General features: G+C 57.5%; 15 protein-coding genes and 2 pseudogenes. 9 read left to right on the top strand and 8 right to left on the bottom strand.

Annotated features, from left to right (window positions below; all coding sequences use genetic code 11):
• Positions 1 to 22 precede the first annotated feature (22 nt).
• The 3 genes from ACI77I_RS11930 to ACI77I_RS11920 all read right to left on the bottom strand — a co-directional run bounded on the left by ACI77I_RS11930 (position 23) and on the right by ACI77I_RS11920 (position 8,375).
• On the bottom strand, positions 23 to 3,532 hold the full coding sequence (locus ACI77I_RS11930) for a hypothetical protein (RefSeq protein WP_406997602.1): 3,510 nt from the start codon (positions 3,530 to 3,532) through the stop codon (positions 23 to 25).
• 226 nt (positions 3,533 to 3,758) lie between these two features.
• Entirely contained in the window at positions 3,759 to 7,235 is a 3,477-nt protein-coding gene (locus tag ACI77I_RS11925; RefSeq protein ID WP_406997601.1) for a hypothetical protein, read from the bottom strand.
• Between the two features lie 120 nt (positions 7,236 to 7,355).
• Positions 7,356 to 8,375: an AraC family transcriptional regulator gene (locus ACI77I_RS11920; protein ID WP_094951133.1), complete on the bottom strand. Its 1,020-nt coding sequence runs from the start codon at positions 8,373 to 8,375 to the stop codon at positions 7,356 to 7,358.
• A 167-nt stretch (positions 8,376 to 8,542) separates the two neighbouring features.
• Between ACI77I_RS11920 and efeU the strand changes: the two genes are divergently transcribed.
• Genes efeU through efeO (ACI77I_RS11900) form a run of 4 tightly spaced genes read left to right on the top strand, consistent with a single transcriptional unit; the run spans position 8,543 to position 12,764 of the window.
• On the top strand, positions 8,543 to 9,388 hold the full coding sequence (efeU, locus tag ACI77I_RS11915) for an iron uptake transporter permease EfeU (protein ID WP_094951132.1): 846 nt from the start codon (positions 8,543 to 8,545) through the stop codon (positions 9,386 to 9,388).
• 10 nt (positions 9,389 to 9,398) lie between these two features.
• Positions 9,399 to 10,601 (top strand): iron uptake system protein EfeO, encoded by a 1,203-nt coding sequence (efeO, locus tag ACI77I_RS11910; RefSeq protein ID WP_406997600.1) that lies wholly within the window; start codon positions 9,399 to 9,401, stop codon positions 10,599 to 10,601.
• A 14-nt stretch (positions 10,602 to 10,615) separates the two neighbouring features.
• Positions 10,616 to 11,920, top strand: coding sequence for an iron uptake transporter deferrochelatase/peroxidase subunit (efeB, locus tag ACI77I_RS11905; protein WP_406997599.1), 1,305 nt, complete (start codon positions 10,616 to 10,618; stop codon positions 11,918 to 11,920).
• 25 nt (positions 11,921 to 11,945) lie between these two features.
• A complete protein-coding gene (efeO, locus tag ACI77I_RS11900) occupies positions 11,946 to 12,764 on the top strand; it encodes an iron uptake system protein EfeO (RefSeq protein WP_094951130.1) in 819 nt (272 codons plus the stop codon).
• A 52-nt stretch (positions 12,765 to 12,816) separates the two neighbouring features.
• Here the strand turns inward: efeO (ACI77I_RS11900) and ACI77I_RS11895 are convergent, their stop codons facing one another.
• Complete coding sequence (locus tag ACI77I_RS11895; RefSeq protein WP_406997598.1) at positions 12,817 to 17,487, bottom strand: hypothetical protein; 4,671 nt, start codon at positions 17,485 to 17,487, stop codon at positions 12,817 to 12,819.
• 125 nt (positions 17,488 to 17,612) lie between these two features.
• Positions 17,613 to 18,956: a CDP-diacylglycerol--serine O-phosphatidyltransferase gene (gene pssA / locus ACI77I_RS11890; protein ID WP_094951128.1), complete on the bottom strand. Its 1,344-nt coding sequence runs from the start codon at positions 18,954 to 18,956 to the stop codon at positions 17,613 to 17,615.
• A 124-nt stretch (positions 18,957 to 19,080) separates the two neighbouring features.
• On the opposite strand from pssA, the gene ACI77I_RS11885 reads away from it, so the two are divergent.
• A complete protein-coding gene (locus ACI77I_RS11885; RefSeq protein WP_406997597.1) occupies positions 19,081 to 19,644 on the top strand; it encodes a TetR/AcrR family transcriptional regulator in 564 nt (187 codons plus the stop codon).
• 55 nt (positions 19,645 to 19,699) lie between these two features.
• Positions 19,700 to 20,179 (top strand): nuclear transport factor 2 family protein, encoded by a 480-nt coding sequence (locus ACI77I_RS11880; RefSeq protein WP_094951126.1) that lies wholly within the window; start codon positions 19,700 to 19,702, stop codon positions 20,177 to 20,179.
• A gap of 121 nt (positions 20,180 to 20,300) precedes the next feature.
• Here the strand turns inward: ACI77I_RS11880 and ACI77I_RS11875 are convergent, their stop codons facing one another.
• Together ACI77I_RS11875 and ACI77I_RS11870 are read right to left on the bottom strand one after the other, a co-directional pair.
• Positions 20,301 to 21,458 (bottom strand): PQQ-dependent sugar dehydrogenase, encoded by a 1,158-nt coding sequence (locus ACI77I_RS11875; RefSeq protein WP_094952461.1) that lies wholly within the window; start codon positions 21,456 to 21,458, stop codon positions 20,301 to 20,303.
• A gap of 12 nt (positions 21,459 to 21,470) precedes the next feature.
• A complete protein-coding gene (locus ACI77I_RS11870) occupies positions 21,471 to 21,785 on the bottom strand; it encodes a hypothetical protein (protein ID WP_263275044.1) in 315 nt (104 codons plus the stop codon).
• A 184-nt stretch (positions 21,786 to 21,969) separates the two neighbouring features.
• Between ACI77I_RS11870 and ACI77I_RS11865 the strand changes: the two are divergent.
• Both ACI77I_RS11865 and ACI77I_RS11860 read left to right on the top strand, forming a co-directional pair.
• A pseudogene (locus tag ACI77I_RS11865) lies at positions 21,970 to 22,047 on the top strand (hypothetical protein); the annotation flags it as partial.
• A gap of 47 nt (positions 22,048 to 22,094) precedes the next feature.
• Positions 22,095 to 22,502, top strand: a pseudogene (locus ACI77I_RS11860) (DNA polymerase ligase N-terminal domain-containing protein); the annotation flags it as partial.
• A 25-nt stretch (positions 22,503 to 22,527) separates the two neighbouring features.
• Here the strand turns inward: ACI77I_RS11860 and lpxO are convergent.
• Positions 22,528 to 23,427 carry a lipid A hydroxylase LpxO gene (gene lpxO / locus ACI77I_RS11855; RefSeq protein WP_094952483.1) on the bottom strand — a complete coding sequence of 300 codons (900 nt, stop codon included), beginning with the start codon at positions 23,425 to 23,427 and terminating at the stop codon, positions 22,528 to 22,530.
• Positions 23,428 to 23,717: 290 nt separating this feature from the next.
• Between lpxO and ACI77I_RS11850 the strand changes: the two genes are divergently transcribed.
• Entirely contained in the window at positions 23,718 to 24,104 is a 387-nt protein-coding gene (locus ACI77I_RS11850) for a TIGR03067 domain-containing protein (RefSeq protein WP_094952463.1), read from the top strand.
• Positions 24,105 to 24,106: the final 2 nt, after the last annotated feature.

The raw sequence follows: 24,106 nt of genomic DNA, 5'->3' as shown, positions 1-24,106 counted from the left end.
TCGAACAAAAAAACCTTACTGTTTAAGTTGTCAGCGGAACAACACTGGCGACTGACACCGTTGGCGGCGACTGCTGGAAAAAATCAACCGTGCCATTAATGGTATTGAGTAAACTGGTGTTCTCCAATAACGTTTTACCCTCTTTAAGGGCGCTCAACGTTGGTGACGTCCTGATTAAACCCTGGGTACCTTTACGGCTACCACCCATCACGTTTTTGAGCGTGGCGAGTCCTTTCGCCACTATTTTAGGCGTCCCCACCCCCACACTTCTGACGCCCATTGCACTGAGGCGAATGATCGATTTCGTTGTGCCGACAACTGCCCCAGGAAGATTAAGCATCGATAGCACTGTCTTACCAATAGTTGAAAGTTTGGACGCTATTGCGGCGCCCTTGGCGACGCCGCTGACAGCACCGGACACCACGAACAGAGCGCCTACAGTCTCCACGCCTAGCCCGATAGCGCCCATGGCAACGCGACGGCGGTCGCCTGACGAAATCTCTTCAATATTGCCTTTGAACGGGATTAGGGTATTGATAATAAAGCTATCGATGGCATCCAAACGCTGCTGAATGGCCTCGTTATACGTCACGCCTAATGCTTGATTCAGCATAAACTGCTGGTTGACAAGCACGTCCTCCTCTCGCAACACCTTAAGAAGGTCAGTTGTCCGTTTCGACGAATAGGTATTCGGCAAGTCCCCTGAGAGGGCCCGATTCTTTACGGCTGGAAAGTGCCCTTTGACGTCAATATCAACCGGCAGCGTCGGGTTACTGCGCTGGCGCATGATGTACCCAAAGGCGTTGGTACCTGAATCGCTCATGTGCTTCATGGCGTCAATCAGATCCGGGCGCTCCACGTACTCTTGCGTCCTGAGGAGCAACTCATACACGTTGGCGCCCGCCGCGTCCTTGAGGAATAAAATAGGCCCTATTTTTTCCTGGGCCTGTTCTTGAGTGAGATCACCGTCTTGAGTCGAGGCGCCATAGACGGTGACCTCACCAAACGCCAACCGCCTTCTGTCTTCTACAGGCATTTCGCTAATCAGCATCTTGGTTGCAATGAAGTTTGCACTTGCAAAGTTGACCATCCCACGACTGAAGGGATGATGAAACACATCGTGGATCGGCTTCAGGCCCATGAGTTTTGTTTTTAACGTCTCAAATAGCTGTTTATCCAGAGGATCAACAAATTTCCACGCTTTGGTGTTTATATTTTCAGCCGTCAATGCGCCTGACAGATATAAGTCCTTGAGGGAAGCCGGTCCTGCGGCTTGCGCGAGTGCAGTCCCTCCGGACCCGCCTAACCATTGACTGAGCGTGTCCGCAAACAAATCGATCCCCCCGGAAGAAAGTAACGAACTCGTCTCAACTATAACCGTTGGTTTATTCAGAAACGTACTAAAGCCGGGCGCCACCCTCTCCAGCTCTTTTTCGCCCGCTTCAAAACGGGTTTTAAGGAGTGGTTTGGCGGTATCAATATTAGTCGCCATTATGCTGCTGTCTTCCAGGCGGTCACTGTAAGCAGTCAGCGCGGCCTTGAGTGCCGCAGGCGAGTAATCATCCCTGTCGGTCACCACCCCTTGTGCCAGGGCCCAATCGTAAATAGGCCCTGCATTTTCCATTGCTTGCAGTTGTTCGTGTTCAGTTGAGAGAGGCGTCAGGAGGGCGCGTGAGCCGAGCTGTTCAGCGCTCATCAGGCGCGAACTGCCTTGGGAAGCCATTTCCACCAGTGCGGTTTGAACGCGAAGGCTGACAAGTGGCAACGTCCCCACACGTACTTTATCTGCCCCCTTTACCAGAAACTCGGGAGCCGCGGTCGCCAACAACGCATGTGTGACCAATATCGCTTGCTCAAGGGGCAGCTTCTTCTCTTTGACCAGGTGCTGTTCAAGCTCAGTACGCACCTCGAAGAGTGTTTTTCCGGTATTGGACGCTGAATACAGGTTGTAGCCAGCAATATGATTGCGTTGCGCACCCAGCGTGGGGTCTATGACGAGCAAATCACGGGTCATGATCATCTGTTTGCGATAGCTTGGCGAAGCCTCCCCGGTCGCATCGGATGGATCGTCTTTTAATGCCGTAAGAATGGGTTCACAACGCCTCAGTCCTGCGCCTTGAGTCAGCGCCTGGGTAATGAGCTCGTCGGCATTCTCGCGTATGTACTCCGAGCGCTTGCCTGCCCATGGTTTGGGCGAACAATCGAGCACCGTCAACTTCGGCGGTATGCTGGCGTCGGGCGCTGTCCGGCGTACTCTGATACGTTGCCCATCGCTCAGGGACGCTGGGGATTGCGGGTCCGTCAGAAAGTCTCGGGCATAGCTGCCCAATTCCGACCCTGGCGGCAGCGGGTTGAGTTTCCAGTTCAGCACGTTGTGCAGCTCCAAGGCACTGACCTTGGCAGGCAACTCGTCCATCCCGGCAAAGCGCAGCAGCTGCTGCGCGTCAGCTTTTGCGCCTGAATTGATGATATTACCGGTCGTTTTCGCCTGTTCGATAGCGTTATCAAGAAGGGGGACCAGATCCGCCTTGGCTCTTACGTGCGCGGTCACGTTGTTCCATTGCCCGAGGCGACCACGGCTCTTGATAAACAACTGCCCATCTACCAGCCGAACTTGAGCGTTCCAATCCGCTTCGCACGTTCGCAAGATAGGCAGCAGGTAGGGATGGTCCCTCAGGTTCTTCAACAGTTGGGGTTTTGACTTATTGGCAAAGGCGAATGAGGACCCTGGCGTAATGGCCTGAACAATCATGCCTAAATCGATTTGCTCATCGCCAGGCTTGTCCTTGATGACGCCGAGCAATTGCTTTATCAGCGCGGCTTCTTGCTCTGTGCCCATGAACTCGCGCGATGCCAGTTCCCGAACGTCTGGGGAGCGCAGGGGGTCATCCGTCACCCCCACTGCGGGGAAACCGCTGATCCTGAGTTGGCCCGCCTGCGCATTGTTGAGAGGCCAGGTTGCGCCGTAGAACGCCATGACGTTTTCCGGCCAGAGAACAGCCCGGGAGCCGCCGACCAAGCCTGACTGTTGCGGGTCAAGTACGGCAGCGCTGGCAATGGCCTGTCGCCCTAGCGGCCACCAACCAGACCCGTCTGACGGCGTAAACGTGCGATGGGTGACTTTGCCGTCCACGATCGATTGTGCTGTCAGCGTGCTGCCGTGTAGACGAAGCGAGCGAGGCACGAAATGTTGCGCCTTCATCCAGGCCCGTATTGCAGGCGTTCCCCACGACTGGTTGAAACGGCCCAGCCACTTGCCGACCGATGTGTCTGCCGACAGCGGCCGCCACAATCCGCTGTCGGCGTGCACGTCGGCCATAAATTTGGCCAGTTCATCGTCAGCTTTTTTTTGCACACTCACCGACGAATCCAACCCAAAGGGTTGCGTCGGCAAATTGAGGTTATGAGCGGATGAATCCGGCAGAACGGTCACCTGCGGATTGGGGAGCTCGTCCCCGTAAACGTTGGCGTGGGTGCCGAAAAACGATTCACTGTGCGAACGTTGTCCTGCATCGACGTTAATTAAACCCATGAACATTCTCCAGTTTGAAGGTGAGCGCATTCTGAAAACCGCCCTCCGCCCTCAAAATCGGAATTGTCCGAACGCTTCTAAGCATTCATGTGTACACATTTCAGTTCGCTGCCCAACCCTCTGGTGGGGCGCATCCAGGCGATTTTTTGCCTTATGTGTTGCGCGCAGTCTCTGAATATACCGGCCAGTGATGAGCCTCCCTGCTCGAAGCAATCGTCGTGATTATCTATGTTGCCAGGGAAATAGTACTGCCCGACGACACCGTCGGCGGTGATTGCTGGATAATATCGTTCGTGCCATAAGTCGTGTTGATCAAGCCGGTGTTCCCGAGTAGATCAATGGCCTCTTTGGGCACTGCCCCGTTTGGCGATAGCCTGATTAAACTCTGGGTATTTTTACCACCGCCACCTGCCAACTTTCTAAGATTAACCAGCCCTTTACCCAATGCTTTAGGCACTACCGCGCCCACGCCAGTGACGCCGGCTGAGGTGAGTCGAAATAAAGACTTCGCGGTGCCCGTAACCGCCCCCGGAAGATTGAACATCGATAGCGCTGCGTTACCAAGCGCTGCAAGTTTGGTCGCTACCGAGGCGCCCTTTGCTATGCCATTGAAAGCACCGTAGACCACGAACAGAGCGCCTATAATTTCCACGCCCAGCCCGAAACCACCGATGATCATGCGCCGACGGTTGCCCGACGCGAGCTCTTCAATATTGCCTTTGAACGGAATCAAGGTATTGATGACAAAGGTATCCATGGCATCCAAGCGCTGCTGAAACGCCTCGTTGTACGTCAAGCCTGCGGCCTGCGTCAGCAGGAACCTGGGGTTGACAAGCAAATGCTCGTCCGCCAGCACCTTCAAGATTTCGTTTGTCCGACTCGATGAATAAGTATTAGGTAAATCGCCGGGTAGGCCCTGACTCTGTGGCGCAGGTTCGAAGTGCCAGCTGGTTTGAATATCAACCGGCAGTGAAGGATGGTCACTTTTGCGCAGGATGGGCCAATCCTTTAAGGCGTTTTTATTATACAACTCGCTCAGGCTGCTCATCGACGCGCACAACGCTGGGCGTTCTACGTATTGATTAGTCAACGGGAACAACTCATAACACTTGGCGCCCGATGCATCTTTGACAAATAGAATAGGTCCTATTTTTTGCTGGGCCTGCTCTTGAGTAAGCTCACCCTTCTCGGGCCGCTGAGACATTGAAGCCCCATAGACGGTGACCTCACCAAATTCCAACCGCCGTCTATCTTCGACAGGCATATCGCTCATCAGCATTTTCGTCGCGGTGACGCTCGCGCTCGCAAGGCTGAACGTTGCGAGCATGAAGGGGTGATGAAACACTTCGTGCACCGGCTTCAACTGCGCGAGCTTGATTTTTAATATCTCAAATACCGCTTTATCCAGTGGATCAATAAATGTCCATTTTTTTGAGTTTAAATTTCCAGCCGTCAACTGGCCTGATAAATAGAGGTCTCTGATGGAGCAAGGCCCGGCGGCAAGCTCGAATGCCGTCCCTTGAGGCCCACCCAATGCGTTACTGGCCGTGCTGGCAACAAAATCAACTATCCGGCTGCTGACAATTGACGACGCTGGGTCAAACAAAACCGTTGGCTTATTGAGAAACTTACTAAAGCCAGGGCACACCCTCGCCAACTCCTGCTCGCCCGCTTCAACACGGGTTTTAAGCGCTGACTTGGCCCTGTCAAAATCAGTCGCCATTAAACGGCTGTCGGCCAGGCGTTGAGTGTAAGCAGTCAGCGCGGTGTTGAGTGCCGAGGGTGAGTAGTCATCCCTGTCGGTCACCACCCCTTGGGCCAAGGCCCAGTCGTAAATAGGCCCTGCACTTTCCATTGCTTGCAATTGCTTGTGCTCAGGCGATAGCGGTGTCAGCAAGGCGCGTGAGCCAAGCTGTTGTGCGCTCATCAGGCGTGAACTGCCTTGGGATGCCATTTCCACCAGCGCGGTTTGAACGCGCAGGTTTACCAGTGACAACGTCCCCACCTGTACTGTATCCGCCCCCTTTACCAAGAACTCGGGAGCAGCAGTCGCTAATAAAGCATGTGTGACGACTATTGCTTGCTCGAGGGGCAACTGCTTTTCTTTGGCGATGTACTGTTCAAGCTCAGTACGCACCTGCACCAGCGTTTTTCCTGTGTTCGAGGCTGAATACAGATTGTAGCCGGCAATATGATTACGTTGCGTACCCAGCGTTGGATCAATCACCAGCAGATCACGGGTGATGATCATCTGTTTGCGATAGCTTGGCGAAGCATCGCCGGTTGCAGATAACGGATCGTCTTTCAACGCAGTAAGAATGGGTTCGCAACGGCCCAATCCAGCGCCTTGAGTCAATGCTTGGGTAATCAGCTCATCGGCATTCTCGCGTATGTGTGCCGGGCTCTTGCCTACCCATGGTTGGGGTGAACAATCGAGCAGCGTCAACTTCGGCGGTATGCTGGTTTCGGGCGCTGTGCGGCGTACTCTGATGCGTTGCTCGGCGCTCAGGGAATCAGGTGATTGCTTATCCCCAAGATAACTTCGGGCATGGCTGCCCAGTGACGGTTGCGGCGCCAGTGGGTTGAGCTTCCAGTTCAAAACATTGCGCAACTCGCTGACAGAAAGGGTGGCCGGCAATTCGTTCTCGGTTGCAAACCGAAGCAGCTGCCATACGTCAGTGCTTGATTGAGAGCTGATGATTTTTGCACTTTTTTCCGAGTGCTGGATGGCCCTGTTGAGTATTTCCGCCAGATTTGGATGGGTCAGAACGGTTGCCGTCACGTTACGCCACGCGTCAAGTTTGCCGTAGGCGTTTATAAACAGCTGCCCATCCACTAGCCGAACTTGAGCATTCGAGTCGGTCCGGTAAGCGCGCAAGATAGACGCCATCATGGGGTCACGCATCAGGGGCTGTAGTAGTTTGAGCCCCGCCCGATTGGCGATGGCGAGTGACGACCCTGGTTTTATGCCCTGCAAAATCGTACTCAGGTCGATCTGCTCATCGTCTGGTTTGTCTTGGACTTTACCGAGCAGCGTCTTTATCAGTGCGGTTTCATTTTCTACATCCATAAACTCACGCGCTGCCAGCTTGCGTATTTCAGGTGAGCGCATGGGATCTTCTCTCACGCGCTTGACTGGAAAACCGTTGGCGTTGAGTTGTTCGGCATCGGCCTGGCTGATCGGCCAATTCAGGCCGTAGAACGCCGCGATCTCAGAGGGCTGAAGGTGGGTTCCAGGGTTACCGCTCAGGCCCTTCCCTTGCGGATCAAGCATGGCAGCACTGGCAATGACCTGCTGCCCTATCGGCCACCAACCGGTTCCGTCAGAAGGGGTAAACGTGGTGGTTTTTTCTTTGTCGCCTACGAGCGATGTAACCGTCAGGGTGGAGCCGACGATGTGAAACCTAGGCATCACGAAATTGTGCGCCTTTACCCAAGCCTGCACGGGCGGCGTGTTCCACGACTGAATAAAAAGGTCCAGCCATTTGCCGACCGACGTCTGTGGCGACAGTTTTTGCCCCCGCCAATCGTCCTGGTGCTTGTCAGCCAGCAATGTGGCCAGTTCTGCGTCAGCGTTTGTCTTAACCTCATCAGCCGGCAGGTCCGACTGAGCGATCGACGTCGCCAGGTTCAGCTCATTAGTTGGCGGATTTGATTGAGGCAAGAGCGCAAGGCTGCCTGAATCAATGCGGGATAGGCTCATTAAAAGTACTCCAGAGAAAGGAGCCTAATAGTCTGAGAACCGCTCGCCGCAACAGGATCAGCTTCTTCCGAAGCTGCTTTAGCAAAGTATATGTACGAATTACCACGCCTGAGCCTTGTGTCACACAGACGGCAACGCGTCACTCAGGATCAAACTGCGGTAGTGCCCCGGGTTGGAACCGGACCATTTGCGAAAGGCTTTGTAGAATGAGCTGACATCGGCAAACCCCAATCGCGCAGCGATTTCAACAAAACTGATGTCGGCCTCGGCCAGCCAGACAATTGCCAGCTCTTTACGGACACTGTCTTTAAGCCCCTGATAAGTCTGGCCCTCGTCCGCCAAACGACGACGCAGGGTTGAGGCAGAAATGCAGAGGCTGGCCGCCAGGCCGTCAGTTTCCGGCCACGTGTCTGGCGGCAGTTGGCGCAGGTCGTGCTTGATGCGGTTGGCGAGGCTGTCGGGGTCGCGATACTTGACCAATATGTTGGCCGGCGCATGCGCGAGGAAACGCTTGAGCTCTTCGGGGCTGCGCTTGATCGGCAGGTCCAGGCAATCAGCGGAGAAGATCATGCGGGTACGCGGCCGGTTGAAACGCAGGTTGTCGGAGAACATCACCCGGTAATCGTCATAGAAGCCCGGTTGCGAGCAACGCAGCTCAATGGCCAGGATCGGGATACGCCGGCCCGCCAGCCAACAGGCGACGCCGTGCACGATCATCCAGTAGGTGAAATAGGTAAACGCGCGTTTAGGCTCGGGTTCGAGCAATACGATTTCCGCCAGGCTTTGTTGGCGCACCAGTTGAGCGGGCATCTGCTCCAGCATCAAGGATAGAAAACCCAGGCCGGTTTCCAGGCTCGCGCCCAGAGTGGGTTGCGCCATCGCGGCGCGGCACAGGAACGCCAGGCTGCCGGACTTGAGCTTACGCGGGTCCATGCCAAAAAATTCATCGTCCCTGCGCCGCGCCAACAAACGCCACAGCCGCGCGTACGCGGTGGCGGGTACGCGGGCGTCGGGCTGCTCGAGCAAGGCCGGGGCAATCCCGACTTTACTCAAGGCTTCGACCGTGGCCGCGCCGGGCGCGCAGCTTTGCAGCAAGGCCTCACGGACGAGATGGATGGAGATGGTGTCTTTTTCCGCCATGGGAGAAGGCTGTTCGGCTATGCATAAAGATGGGGTGCATCATAAGGGCGGTTGCGATTCGCCACCACCGTTCAGCCGCAGTTCAGCAAAGGTCAATATTGGCTGTTTAGTAATGAGTATCATTATGTTACAAATTAGCATCCTCTCACGTCTTGATGCGGTGCCGAATGCTCGTTCCCTTTCTAATCATGTTGCGCGAAGGCATTGAAGCAGCATTGATCGTTGGCATCATCGCCAGCTACCTGCAACAGACCGGCCGCGGCCAGTGGATGCCGGCCGTGTGGATCGGCGTGTTTCTCGCCGCCGCCCTCGCCCTGCTGGTAGGCGGTGGCCTGGAACTGGTCAGCGCTGAATTCCCGCAAAAACAACAGGAACTGTTCGAAGGTGTGGTGGGCCTGGTGGCCGTGGGCATCCTCAGTTCCATGGTGTTCTGGATGCGCAAAGTAGCACGCTCGATCAAGCATTCCCTGCATGAGTCCCTCGACCACGCGTTGGCCGGCTCCAAGCACCAGGTGATCGCACTGATCGCCATGGTGTTTTTCGCCGTCGCCCGCGAAGGCCTGGAGACGGTGTTCTTTCTGCTCGCCGTGTTCCAGCAGAGCGAAGGCCCAGGCGCGCCGATAGGCGCCCTGCTCGGCCTGATCCTGGCGATCATCGTTGGTTTCCTGATCTACACCGGCAGCATGCGCCTGAACCTCGGCGCGTTCTTTCGCTGGACCGGCTTGTTCATCCTGGTGGTGGCGGCCGGCATTCTGGCCAACTCGGTGCAGGCCCTGCACGAGGCTGGTGTGTGGAACCACCTGCAAACCGTGCTGTTCGATTTCAGCGCGACGCTGCCGATGGATGGCCCGTTGGGCTCGGTGCTGGCAGGGATGTTCGGCTATCAGGATGCACCGACCGTCAGCACCCTGGGCGCCTATCTGATCTACCTGGTGGTGGCCCTGGTGATGTTCTTTTTGCCCTCGGCCCCACCCAAGCCCCTCGTCAAAACCTCTTCCGTTTCCAGTCAGTAAGGACCGCCTCTTGTCCAACCCAACCCCTCAAACGGCTCCGCCCTCCCGCGCCCTGCGCTGGTCGGTGGCCGGCTCGGTGGTCGTCATGATCGCCGCCGGTGCGTTGTTCTATTACGCCTCGCAATTGGCCGCGGCCAAGCGCCAGACCAACCACAATGAAATCGCCGTGACCATCCATGGCCACGCCTGCGAACCCAACGAGTTGAGCGTGCCTGCCGGCCGCGCCAGTTTCCGCATCATCAACCGCTCCGACCGGGCGGTGGAATGGGAAATCCTCGACGGTGTGCTGGTGGTTGAAGAACGCGAAAACATCGCCCCGGGCTTGAGCCAGGTGATCAACGCCAACCTGTTGCCCGGTGACTACGCGATCACGTGCGGCCTGCTGAGCAACCCGCGCGGCACGTTGCACGTCACCGCGACGGCTGAGTCCGACGCCCAGGCCAAGGCCAAGCCGTCGATGGTGGCCTTTATCGGCCCACTGTCGGAGTTCCGCGTGTACCTGAGTGGCCAAGGCAGTGCACTGGTCAAGGCCGTGACCGCCCTGCAGCAGGCTATTGCGACCGGCGACCTGGCCCAGGCGCAGGCTCTGTATGTGCCGGCCCGTGAGGCCTACCAGCGCCTGGCACCGGCATCGCAACGCCTGGCCGAACTGGACAACGCGATCAACGCACGCGCCGACTACTTTGAAAAACGCGAGCACGACCCGGCGTTCAGTGGCTTCCACCGCCTGGAATACAGCCTGTTCCAGCAACGCAGCCTCGATGGCTTGGCGCCGATTGCCCAGCGCTTGGTCACCGACGTCACCACGCTCAAGCAACAACTGCTGGCCCAATCGCTGCCACCGGAGCAACTGGTGAGCATTGTGGTGCGCAACCTCAACAGCCTGGCGGACGTGCGCGCCGCCAGCGGTGAAGAGGAACGCTACAGCCATATCGACGTGAACGGTTTTGCCGCCAACCTGGAAGCCGCCCACAAGGTGGTGGAGTTGATGCGCCCGTTGTTGGCCAAGTCTGCAGCTGACGTGCTGCCCAAGATCGACAGCGCCCTCGCCGCCTTCGATGCACAGCTTAATGGTTTGAAAGTCGACGGCCAGTTTAGCCGCTACGACAGCGTCACCGCCGATCAGCGCAAGCAGATCGCCGACAAGGCCAAGGCTCTGGCCGTTGCACTCGATGGAATCGACCCCGCCCTTGGCCTTTCCGGCCTGCAGTGAAGACGACCTACTACATGAGTGATTCAGAACAGTTTTGCGCGCAACGCCGCCGAGTCCTGCTGGGCATGGCGGCCACCGGCGCCGCGATTGCCGGCAGCACCCTGAGCTGCCCGGCCATGGCCGCTGCGGCCGAGCAAGTCACCACCGCACCGCGCAGTGACAAGACCCAGGACCACCACGACTTTTTCGGCAAGCACCAGAGCGGCATCGTCACCCCACGCCCGGCCTGCGGCATGCTGGTGGCGTTCGACGTACTGGCCAACGACCGTGAAGACTTGGAGCGTTTGTTCCGCACCCTGAACGAGCGCATCGCGTTCCTGATGACCGGCGGCACCGTGCCACAAGTCGACCCGAAACTGCCGCCCACCGATTCCGGCATTCTCGGCCCGGTGGTCAGCCCCGACAACCTGACCATTACCGTGTCCGTTGGCGAGTCACTGTTCGACGAGCGCTTCGGCCTTACCGCGGCAAAACCCAAGCGCCTGAGCCGCATGGTCGGTTTCCCTAACGACGCGCTCGAACCTGCGCAGTGTCACGGCGACCTGAGCCTGCAATTCAGCTCGAACACGCCGGACACCAATATCCACGCCTTGCGCGACATCGTGAAGAACCTGCCGGACCTGCTGTTGGTGCGCTGGAAGCAGGAAGGCAGCGTGCCGCCCCAGGCGCCTGCCAAGCCTGGCACGCCGGCCCAGAGCGCACGTAATTTCCTCGGCTTTCGTGATGGTTCGGCCAACCCGGACTCCAACGACGCCAAGGCCATGGACCAGATTGTCTGGGTGCAACCCAGCAGCGACGAACCCGCCTGGGCCGCCAATGGCAGCTACCAGGCCGTGCGCATCATCCGCAACTTCGTTGAGCGCTGGGACCGTACCCCGCTGCAAGAACAGGAAGGCATCATCGGCCGTATCAAGCCAACGGGCGCGCCGATGGATGGCCACACAGAAGCCCAGGTGCCTGATTACAGCAAGGACCCCGAAGGCAAATTGACCAAGCTCGATGCCCACATCCGCCTGGCCAACCCGCGCACCCCGCAGACTCAGGCCAACCTGATCCTGCGTCGGCCGTTCAACTACTCCAACGGCGTCAACAAAAACGGTCAGCTGGACATGGGGCTGTTGTTTATCTGCTACCAGGCTGACCTGGAGAAAGGCTTTATCAGTGTGCAAACCCGGCTCAACGGCGAGCCCCTGGAGGAATACCTCAAGCCGGTCGGCGGTGGGTACTTCTTCACCTTGCCGGGGGTCACCGGCCCCAAGGATTTCATTGGGCGCACGCTGCTCGCCGCAACGCACCCTCAAACCACTGCCAACACCTAAAACAAACCCGAGCGGAAAACGTCCCATGAAGAAGTCGACTATCGCGTTGTCGTTGTTAATGACCCTTTCGCCGCTGGCAGCGCTCGCCGCTACCGCCCCGCTGGACCTGGTAGGCCCGGTATCGGATTACAAGATCTACGTCACCGAAGAAATCGGTGAGCTGGTCACCCAGACCAAAGCGTTCACCGACGCCATCGACAAAGGCGACCTGGCCACCGCCAAGAAGCTCTACGCGCCAACCCGCGTGCATTATGAGTCCATCGAGCCGATCGCCGAGCTGTTCAGCGACCTTGATGCCTCGATCGACTCGCGTGTCGACGATCACGAAAAAGGCGTGACCGCCGAAGACTTCACCGGTTTCCACCGCATCGAATACGCGCTGTTCTCCCAGAACAGCACCAAAGGTCTGGAAACCCTGACCGCCAAACTCAACACCGACGTCAATGACCTGAAAACCCGTGTGGATGGCCTGACCTTCCCGCCAGAAAAAGTGGTCGGCGGTGCCGCAGCGTTGCTGGAAGAAGTCGCCGCCACCAAGATCTCTGGTGAAGAAGACCGCTACAGCCACACCGACCTGTATGACTTCCAGGGCAACATCGATGGCGCGAAGAAAATCGTCGACCTGTTCCGTGGCCAGATCGAGAAGCAAGACAAGGCCTTCCTGGCCAAGGTCGACAAGAATTTTGCCGCCGTGGATAAGATCCTGGCCAAGTACAAAACCAAGGAGGGTGGCTTTGAGACCTACGACAAGGTGAAGGAAAACGACCGCAAGGCGCTGGTGGGCCCGGTCAATACCTTGGCTGAAGACCTGTCGACACTGCGCGGTAAGTTGGGCTTGAACTGATCCAACCGCTCCCGTGCCGCCATTAAGGCGGCCGGGAACTTGGGGCGTTGCCTTAGGCCTTTATCATGCTCAGCGGATTAGAGACATCCAGCGGCGTGCCCATCGGTAAACCTGTTCTCGGGTTAATGACGTACAAAAATCCATCGACCTGCGTCGTCGTACCATCGCCCTTCTTTTTTTCTCCTTCGGAAGAGACAGACTGCAGGCCAGTTTTTGAGGCCTTCCCCGCCTTTTTAACGCCGCTACTCACCGCAAGGTAGGTGCGCAACTTTTCCTCCACGGCACCCAGCGCGGTCAACGCATCCAACTGCGGGCTCTTGGCCAACAATTTAGGCAACGCCAAGATGCCTTTTGTACCGGCTACCAACAGATCCGCCGAACCATCCAGCGGGTTTAAAAAAGCACTGACGGTGACCACACCCTTTTCCAGTACTTGAAAAGCCTTGGCTCCGAAGGGAGCAATGACTTTTGTGGACTTTATTAAAGGTTTCAAGCTGGACGCTGCGCCACCTATTAAGGCGCCTGCTGTATCGACAATCAGCCCTTTCGTACCTTCGACAAATTTGCCATTAGAGAAATCCATCATCGCGCCTACAAAGGGGATCATGCTCAACAGAATGCTCTTGTTGTTGCTCAACAGCGTGCGCTGTTCCTCCAGCGGTAACTCACCCTTGGCAGCCTTCAATACGGTGTCGCGGTGATGAACAAAATTGCCCTGCATTATCCGTTCGACAATCGACTGGGTTCGAGCTGATGCAAAACTGTCGGGCACAACGGTTGGCGCGCCGGCGTGTTCAGGTGGGGCCTGCAACGTGCCACCCAGTTGTTCGATGATAATGCCGGGCGACGTCGCACCAGGCCGAGGAGACGCGCTGGAGCTGTAGGCTTTGAAATCAAACGACTCCACAGCCCCGTTTTGCAATTGAGTGATGGTGGGCGCCCACGGCCCATAAGTCTTGGGAACATCTTCCAGGCTACCATCCAGGGTCAAATGTTCTGGAAGATCGCCGCGTTTGACGATCAGCATCTTATCCGGGAACACTTCAAAATAGCGGGTCGTTCCCTCGTACTTGCTGCTTATCAATGTCCCTTTTCGCCCTCGCCGTTCCTCGCGTTGCTCAGCTGTCTGATCCAACGTAGGCACAAGATCGACTTGCTCGCGCAAGGTAAACAGCTTGACTTCACCAAACTCCAGGGCCTGGCGGTCAGGCAAACTCAGGTCCGCAATCATACGCTTCGTGACAGTGCTCAAACCTTCCTTCAGGTTGTTCAAGTAGGTGTCAACTTCGCCGGGCAATAGGTCCTCTATATTGGGTAAGTTGGCAATCTTGGCGTCCAAGACCACAACATTTTTATCAACAGCCGCTTGGTCGTCCTTGCTCAGGCCTCGGTTAAAGTCAAACGGGCTTGTTTGCTTGGGCGGTTGAGGCACCTCCTCGCCTGGAGCCAGCAGCATCCAGCGACCCTTTTTAAGATCGCCGGTCATGTACGTTTCCACCAAAGAGCGAGTCGTCGGTTCAGACCCCTTCATGTTGCGACGCTCTTTCTGGCTTGCAACGCCTACCCTCAGAGCTAACAACTGTTCAACGCTGAGGTTCGCAAACTCCTTTTGCAAATGCGTCATCGCCAAGTCTTTTCGATTCGGCACCGGTACAACAAACATCTTCAGAGCGTGTACAAGTTGCTTGCGTTGGTCATCGAAGGCTTTAGCAGCCAGCTCATGCTGCTGCGGTGTGTATCGACCGTCCGCCGCCTTGGTGTAAAGCCCCTGCATCAGGCCCCACTCCATCAATATGTCGACCCCATAGTTATCCAACACAGCCGCTTCCTGCTCCGTTCGAGGCGACAGGCGGCTGAAGCTCATGATTTCCTTATAACTCATGGCCCGCGAACTCCCTGCACCACCCAGGCGCTCTGCCATTGCAACGCCCAGGCGCAGGTCGGACCATTCCATGGAGCCCACGCGCAGGGTGGCTGGGATGTCCCTTACGAGAAGCTCAGGCGCCGCGCTTGCCAGGAATAGATGGGCAACCAGCGCCGCAGCCTTGGGGTCGAGCCGCTTGTTTTTCATGAGGTGGGCTTCGATATCCGCCCGCAGCTGGGCCATGCTTTTTCCGCTGTTGCCTGCCTGATAGATATCAAACCCGGCGACTGTTCCTGGGCGCCCAGGGCTGTCAGGATCTATCTGCAGCTTTACCGCGGCAATGACCCATTGCGCGCTTTCCTGGGCTGTCAGTTGGGTTGTTCCCGAAGCCCCGCGAAAATTCCGCTTGCCGGCGATCTCGTCGCCCCACTGCCTCGCCACGCGACTGCCGAGTAGCTTATCCAAGAAGCGATCCGCCTGATTACGCAAAACATCGAGTGGTTTTTTCTCAAGAATCCCGCCCACATCCAGCACACGCAGGAGGCTGGACGTGTTCGGACTACGCGGCGAATCTTCATCGCTCAAATGGGCCAAATACGTTTTGTCAGCGGCAGACAAGTACCCTGGCGCCCAATCGCTCGATAGTAGCTGGGAGTAGTTTCCCTGGGGCGGAGGCGGCGCTAATGTCGCGGTGAGCCATTGCACGATATTACGCAATGCCCCCACGGTCTTTGGCGGCGCCATCCCGTGGGCTCGCAGGAGGTCTTCGATTTGCACCTCAGTGGCGCCGATCCGAGCCTGCGCCGAGGCGCTGTTGATTGGCACCTTGATACCTCGCAGTGCAACCGCTTCGCCATCGGGCTTGTCTGCGATAAGCGTTGTAAGGATGGTTGTCATCTGGGCGCGCTGATCCAGCGAGTCAATAGCCTTCAGACTCGTTTCCACGCGACGCTCACGCTCAGCTTTTTTAGCCGGTGGCAATGCGAACCAATCGGCCTTCAATAGATCATGCTTGGCCCGCGTCAATTTGCCATCGCTGGCCGGAGGCTGCACGCCATACCACCGCAGAATCACATCACGGGAAAAGCCGTCGTTATCATCGCTGGCATACGGTATGCCCCTCCCCCGAGGGTCAAGGCCCTGCGCAGCAATACGCAACGTTGTACTGGCTTGCCACCAGCCCGATCCATCACTGGTGGTGAAGGTTTTCATACTCGTTACACCGTTACAAGTGACCATGCCACTGACCGAGTCAGGCTTGATAACCACCGACGACAACGCCATGCCCTTGCTCAGGAACCAAGCTTTGAGTTCCAGCGTATTAAACGCCGCGCGGTAGGCATCGTAGAGGGGAAAAATAGTGGTGCCGGGCAGGAGCTGGACGTTCTTGTCTGCCACACTCATCAAGGCTGAGCCACCCAGCGATAACTGGAGTAATCGATCGGCGTTTGAAGAGGCCTTAGAGGACTCGAAAAAGACAGGCTCTGCAGCGTTCGACGAGGGCGGCACAGTATCGGAAAGCGAGGCGATGGCCGACTTCACTTGCGCAACCGTACTGGGTGCCCCAAGCCCGGAATACGCCAGGACCTGACGCACATCGTACATGGGACGCGAATATAGGGCGTTACCCGTGGATTTGCTCAACGCCACGAGCCGCTGAAAATCGTTACTAAGGGTCGTGATAGCCGTTTGATCAGCGGCACTACCGCCTACCTGAACCTTACTGATCTCATCCTCAAGAGCGCGTTGCAGAGGCCGCCATTTGTTAGCGCTGTCGCGTATTTCAAGGTTGCCATCGGATACCCTGTAAACGCTGTCTTCACGGCCAAGCCCGGACTTATCAATGAACGTCTTGAACGCTGGCCTCGCCAGCCAATTGACAAAGAACTCACGTATATCCTGACTGAGCGACGTCAGCGTCGACCCTGTACTAACGACTGCGAGCTGACCACCCAGGTCGAGCGTTTCACCCTCTCCCTTGCCTTGAACCAGCGTCTGCAGTTGTGACGTCGTGTGAATGCGGTCATTGATATCACTGTTGGCCCGCACAAGTTCGTTGAACTTCCCGCGCCATAGGTTACGTTTGGCTTCGCTTATCGGCGGCCAGCCCTGCTTTCTAAGCTGTTTGCCAAGCGCGGCGCGCTCTTCTGGGTTGCTCGGTGGTGCCACAGCGTAAAAATCAAGAATCGCGTCGATGGAGCGAAACTCCCCCGTGTTCATATCCGGCAGCAGAACCCCATAATTATCAGGGCTTAGCCTGCTCACAGCTTCGGCTACTTTTGCGCCGACGGCCCCCCAACCAAGTCCGTCGGTAAAGGTGAACCTTCGCGTGATTTTCTCACCGTTTTCAATCACCGTGCCTTCAACCGCATCGCTGAAAACACGCACTGTCGATAAATCCAAACCTTTGGAACTGAACCAGGCCATCACCTGTGGCGCGCGCACTGCGTCGTTGAAGGCATCAATGAAGGGTTTGATCGAGGAGTTGTTAGGAATTGTGCGCTGAGTGGGGACGCTGGTAATTAGCCATCGAACGAGGTTTTTTTGCAGTCGCTCATCAGCTTTTTTCGCGGCTTCTGACGCTGGAAAACCCGGACTTTTTAGCTCTGCTTTAGCCGGACTGTGAAAGCTGGCTGAAGCAATTGCGCGCCTTTCGCGTGTAAAGGGCTGGTCAAGCCTGACTTGCGCCAACTGCCCTGCCCACTGCCGTGGCGAGCCTGTAACCGTTGAATTTTCAGCTTCGCCGACCCGACCCGAAGGGCTTGGATCAATGACGGGTTTAAGGGTTGCCGTGTCGCCATCGCGACCAGTCAAAAAGTAATTAGCCGTGGTCAAGCGATTTGTAATATTTGTCGACATTTCAAGTTCTCTTCACGATTGATCGCAAGAGTTCTTGTCCCTAAGAACCGTCCACCGGCAGATTACAAAGGCGCCCCAATCAAGGACGTAGGAGGATTCTGAACAGGGTCGGCGAAACCAGGGAGTTACAAGATGCGGTAAAGCAACCGCTCGATCCGCACCCGGCTGACCCGTCGCAGAAACTTGCCGACCGCTTGCGGATAATCCACCAGCGTCTGCAGTTGCTGGTAACGCTCGATGCGCGTGGTGTGCTGGAAAATCTGCGCCAGCTCAGTACGCCGTGGCCCCAGCCACTGGCCTTGCGGGTCATCGATCAGCAAGGCGTTTTCCAGGTCGAGGCGGAACGCCCGCGGGTTGAGGTTGTTGCCAGTGAGCAAGGTGTAGCGCTGGTCGACCCACAGGCCCTTGAGGTGATAAGTGTTGTCGCCATCACGCCACAGGTGCAGGTTCAACTGGCCGCTTTCGATCATCGGCTGGTGGCGTTTGGCGAAGCGGCGCAGGCTGATTTCATACAAATAGGGCAGCGCCGCGATCACCTTGAACGGCTCGCTGGGCGGGATGTAGAAGTCGTTGGCGGTCTTGTCGCCGACGACGATGTCAACCTTCACGCCGCGCGCGAGGGCGCGGTTGATTTCCCGGGTCACCGGCAGCGGCAAGTTGAAGTACGGCGTGCAGATGGTCAACTGGTGCTGGGCACTGGCGATCAGTTCGAGGATCACCCGGTTCAGCGGGTTGTTCTTGCCGACACCCAGCAATGGGCTCACCGACATGTGCCCGTTGGGCAGCAGCCCGGTAGTGGTGTCGTAGGCCGCATGCTTGAGGCGGCTGCGCAGGTCGCCGATATCATTGCGCAGGCTGCGGGTGGTGGGCGGGTTCGGCAGGTCCAGGCGATGCACCGCATTGGAGGTGATCAGGCCGTGCTCCACCAGGTGCTGCATGGAATCAGCCAGCGGTTGGCTATGGATCAGGTGATAACGGTCATAGCGGTACTTGTCGAACTTGTGCAGGTACACGTTGTTCAGGCTGGCACCGCTGTACAGCACGCTGTCGTCAATCACAAAGCCCTTGAGGTGCAACACGCCGAACAGCTCGCGGGTCTGCACCGGCACACCGTACACCGGCACTTCACTGGCATGGGATTGAGTCATGGCCTGATACCAGGCGCTGTTACCCGGCTGCTTACCGGCGCCGATCAACCCGCGCTGTGCGCGCAGCGAGTCAACCACCACCACAATGTCGAGTTCGGGCCGTGCGGCCTTGGCGGCGTGCAAGGCGTCATAGATCTCCTGGCCGGCTTCGTCCTGCTGCAGGTACAGCGCGACGATGTAGATGCGCCGGGTGGCCTGGGGGATTTTTTCCAGCAGGCAACGACGAAACGCAGCAGCGCCGGACAGCACCTCGATGGCCTCGGGAGTCAGTGGAAAACCGCGCAGTTTGGGCAACAGGGAGCGTTTGAAGAACGACGGCATAAGGCTCGCAATGGGTCGAATCCGAAGAGGACCAGAGCTTACACCATGGGGCAGCTCAGGTCTTGTCGGCGAAGAGCGGAAAAGTTAATTGACCAAGGAGAACGATCATTCTACTGTAGGCAGCATGAATGACATGCCCCTCAATGAAACCCGCGACATTATCCTCGACGTCACCGAGAAGTTGATCTATCGCCATGGCATCGCCGCCACCGGCATGGACCTGCTGGTAAAAACCGCCGGGGTCTCGCGCAAAAGTATTTACCGTTACTTCGCCAACAAAGACGAGTTGGTGATTGCCGCCTTGCAACGCCGTGACCAGCGCTGGATGCAGTGGTTGCGCGGCGAAGTGGAGCGCAACGAAGGCAGTGGCGAGCGTTTGCTGGCACTGTTCAGCGCCCTGAAGGCTTGGTTTGGCTCGGCGGACTTTCGCGGTTGCGCCTTTATCAACACCAGTGGTGAAACCGGCGACCCGCAAAACCCGGTACGCCTGCTGGCCAAGGCGCATAAACAGAAACTGTTCGAGTACACACTCCAACTGTGCAAAGCACATGGCACCCCCGACCCCGAACGGCAGGCCGCGCAGCTGCTGATCCTGATCGATGGCGCCATTACCGTTGCCCTGGTCATGGGCGATTCAACCGCCGCTGATAATGCGCAAGGCATGGCGCGCACGTTATTGGCACTTTGAACGCAAAGGCCACACAACGTTGGCCAAAACCTTATTGTTCTCTGGAGCAGTTCCCATGTCATCTAACGCAGAAGTACGCCCGCCGCTGCCGCCGTTTACCCGTGAGTCGGCTATTGAGAAAGTTCGCCTGGCCGAAGACGGCTGGAACTCCCGCGACCCGCAACGGGTGTCCCTGGCCTACACCCTCGACACCCAGTGGCGTAACCGTGCGGAATTCGCCCATAACCGTGAAGAAGCCAAAGGTTTCCTCACCCGCAAATGGGCCAAGGAACTGGACTATCGCTTGATCAAGGAGTTGTGGGCCTTTACCGGTAACCGTATCGCTGTGCGTTATGCGTACGAGTGGCACGATGATTCCGGCAACTGGTTCCGCTCCTATGGCAATGAGAACTGGGAATTCGACGAGAACGGCCTGATGGCTAACCGTTTTGCCTGCATCAATGACCTGCCGATCAAGGAAAGCGAGCGCACGTTTCATTGGCCGCTGGGTCGGCGCCCGGATGATCATCCTGGGTTGTCTGAGCTGGGGCTTTAAGCGCTGCCCGGTCACCCTGTGGGAGCTGGCTTGCCTGCGATAGCATCGCCTCGGTGAACTTGACAGACTGAGTCGTCTGTATCGCAGGCAAGCCAGCTCCCACACGAGCCCATTTCCACATTCAGTCCTGGTTCAGACCTACCCGATACAACACACCGTCATCCTCATCCGTCAGTACATACAAAAACCCATCCGGCCCCTGCCGCACATCGCGGATCCGTGCTTTCAAACCGCCGAGCAAGCGTTCTTCATGGATCACTTTATCGCCATCGAACTGCAAACGAATCAACTCCTGACTGGCCAGCGCACCTATAAACAAATTGTGCTGCCACGCCTTGAACCGGTCGGCGTCATAAAACGCCATACCACTGATGGCCGGTGATTTCTCCCAGACGTGATGCGGTGCCACAGTGCCTTCCACCGTCTTGCCTTTGGCTTCGGGAATCGGTGTCAGGGAATAATTGATGCCATGGGTCGCCAGCGGCCAACCGTAGTTCTTACCGCGTTCGATGATGTTGATTTCATCGCCGCCGCGTGGCCCATGTTCGTTTTCCCAGATCGTACCGCTCCACGGGTTCAGTGCCAGCCCCTGCGGGTTGCGCTGGCCATACGACCAGATTTCCGGGCGTACGCCCTGCTGGCCGACAAAAGGGTTGTCATCCGGCACGCGGCCATCCGGGAAGATGCGCACCACCTTGCCTTGCAGCTTGTCCAGGTCCTGGGCCGTCGGCCGATCATTATTCTCGCCGAGGGTCACGAACAGGTAGCCATCACGGTCAAACGCCAGGCGCGAACCGAAGTGGTTACCGGTGGACAGCTTGGGCTCCTGGCGCAGGATCACCTTAAAATCCTTCAAGCCGCTCAAATCATCGGCCAACCGCCCACGCCCCACGGCGGTGCCGGCTTTGCCACCCTCGCCGCCGCCTTCGGCGTACGACAGGTAGACCATGCGGTCTTCCTTGAAGCCCGGCGAGAGCACCACATCGAGCAAGCCGCCCTGCCCTTTGGCCCATACCTGCGGCACGCCGGTCAAGGGTGCGGACAACTTGCCGTCCGCGCTCACAAAGCGCAGATGGCCTGGGCGCTCAGTCACCAAAAAGCCTTGTTTATCCGGCAGAAACGCCACGGCCCAGGGGTGGTCGAGGCCTTTGACGATCGGGGTCGCGGTGATGCTGCCTTGCTCACTGGGGAATTGCTGGGCGTCGGCGGCGTAAACCGCCGCCAGTGGCAGCAGCGTGGTTGCGCAAATAGCGGCTAGCAGGGTTTTGCGTAGAAACATAAGACGGAATCCTTACCGGCGATTGCCGTTGGCATCATAGGTGGGGGCTTTGGTTTCGGTGGTAGGACGGCTGGGGGCGGCATTGCGCGTTGGATAGCGGTTGCCGATGCCGCCGTTTTCCACGGTCGGTGCGGGGCTGGTCGGGCCGGTCTGGATACCGCGAACCGCCGGCGCATTGGGCTGCGTGCCCTGCATGCTGTTGGGGTTGGCCCGGTGAATTGGGCTGTTGTTGGCATCGCTTCTGCCGGGCAGGCTTTGCGCCTGGGCCAATGGCGTGAGCGCCAGGCCCAACGCCAGTACTGCGAGATGACGCACACAACTGTTCATGACAAAGCCTCTCTAGGGCGAGTGGTACGTGCTTTCGATAACACGCTACGCCTTGGGTTCGGCTTTCGACACTAAATAGTTTCTCATCAGGTGTAACACAATCTGTCCGCGCATCTGCCCGCCGAAACTTTTTTCGGCGCCCGCGAGTCGCCCGAACACAGTCTCTTCTCAAGGAAACGCAGGCATGCCAAAGGCAATCTGGAAAGGCGCCATCCGTTTCGGCTTGGTCCATATCCCGGTATCACTGGTCTCAGCCACTTCCTAGCAAGGCGTTGATTTTGATTGGCTGGACAAACGCAGCATGGACCCGATGGCGTGCTTAAAAACTGGGCGGTGCCTAAAGGCCCAAGCCTGGACCCGACCCAGAAACGCCTGGCGGTGCACGTGGAAGAACACCCGCTGAGCTCTGGCAATTTCGAGGGCAGCATCCCAGCAGGCCAATACGGCGCAGGCGATGTGATTGTGTGGGACCGTGGCGTGTGGCAACCGCATGACGACCCGCACTTGGCCTATGCCGCCGGCAAACTCAAATTCACCTTGGTCGGCGAAAAACTCGCCGGCGATTGGGCCTTGGTGCGCACCCGCCGCAAAGGCAGCGGCGACAAGGAGCAATGGTTACTGATCAAGGAAAGGACCCGCAAGCGCGGCCCGCGCGACGACGACATCGTTGAGGAGCAGCCCAAAAGCGTGCTCAGCGACGCTTGGGTCGGCAAGCCAGCACAGTGATTCGCGCCCTAGCGTTTCAGATGAGGATGAAGATCAGTGCCAAGCCTGCAAAAATCGCCCACTTTTCCAAGTAGTAGCGTGCACGATTGCGCTTCTTCAGCTCTTTGCCGCGCAGGCGAATCTTGTACAGGCGGGTAAACGCACGGTTCAGGCCGCCGGTCTTGTCACCGTCATTATTGGGCGAGCCAGCCGCCGCCATTACGTTGCGGCTGAACCAGCGGTTGAACGCCGCCGCCCAGCGGTACTTCATCGGGCGCTCAATGTCGCAGAACAGGATGATGCGGTTCTGCTGCGTGGTGTTTTCCGCGTAATGAATGTAGGTCTCATCAAACATCACCGGTTCGCCGTCGCGCCAGTAATAGCTTTCGCCATCCACGTTGATGTAGCAGCCAGGACCGTTAGGCGTATCCAACCCCAAGTGATAGCGGTAGGAACCGGCGTAAGGGTCGCGGTGGCGCACCAGCTTGGAGCCCGGGGGCAATTCGGCGAACATCGCCGCCTTGATAGAGCCGACGCTCTGCACCAGTTCAGTGGTGCGCGGGCACAGCTTCATCGCCGACGGGTGGCTGTCGCCGTACCACTTGAGGTAGAAACGCTTCCAGCCGGACTTGAAGAACGAATTGAAACCCACATCGTTGTACTGGTCCGAGCGCTTGATCTCGCCCATACGCATCAGGTTCTGGCCTTCCTGGCGGATTTCTTCCCAGTGTTCCTGCAGCGGGCTCAGGTCCGGGAAGTCGGCAGGCGACAGGAATGGACGGCTCGGCTGCTTGGAGAACAAATACAGGAAGCAATTGATCGGCGCCAGGAACGTCGAGTGATCACTAAGCTGGCGGCCCAGTTTGTGTCGCACCCGACCACGCAGGTGAACATACGCAATGGAGGCGACGTAGAGAGCAACAATGATGAGTTTCAAGGGATTCGTCACAAGTCAGTAGAGAGAACAGGCTGCTCCTGCGTGCCCACAACGGCCGAGGATTGGATAAGCAGCACCTGAAATCACAATTCACAGATAAGCGACACGACCGGCAAAGCGCTCACCGGTTCATGACTATTGGCAGTTATTTAGCCACAGTTTGTAACCAAAGGTTAACTAAGAATTGTGAAAAGCTGTCCAGTCATTGTGCTGGATCAACACACGCGCTTGTCTCGCCGCCGCCTGCGTGGTGCACTGTAAGAAACCACCTTCAACAAAATGGAATTTGTATGTCAGCTCTGTTACACACCGATCATCAAGCCCTGCAAGGCACCTGGGAGCAAACCGCACTCGAAGACAGTGGCGTGCTCAACCCCATCGACGCCCACAGCGCGCCGGGCGCCCTGACCACCATCACCGGTGACTGTTTCGAAGTGCGCACGATGAACGGCGAGGTATTGCTGGCCGGTCGCTTTTCCCTGGACAGCAGCACCACGCCAAAAAGCATTACCTGGGTGGATTCAATCGGCGAAGACGCCGGCAAGCAATTGCCCGCCAGCTATCGCCTGGAAGGGGATGATTTCGTGTTTATTGCCGCCGATGAAGGCATGCCCCGGCCGACCGTGTTCAGTACCGGGCCAGGGCAAACCATGCGCAGCTTTGTGCGCAAAGGCTGATC

Source organism: Pseudomonas sp. D47 (assembly GCF_045447305.1).
Lineage (GTDB): Bacteria > Pseudomonadota > Gammaproteobacteria > Pseudomonadales > Pseudomonadaceae > Aquipseudomonas.
This window is presented reverse-complemented; position numbering and strand designations above follow the sequence as displayed.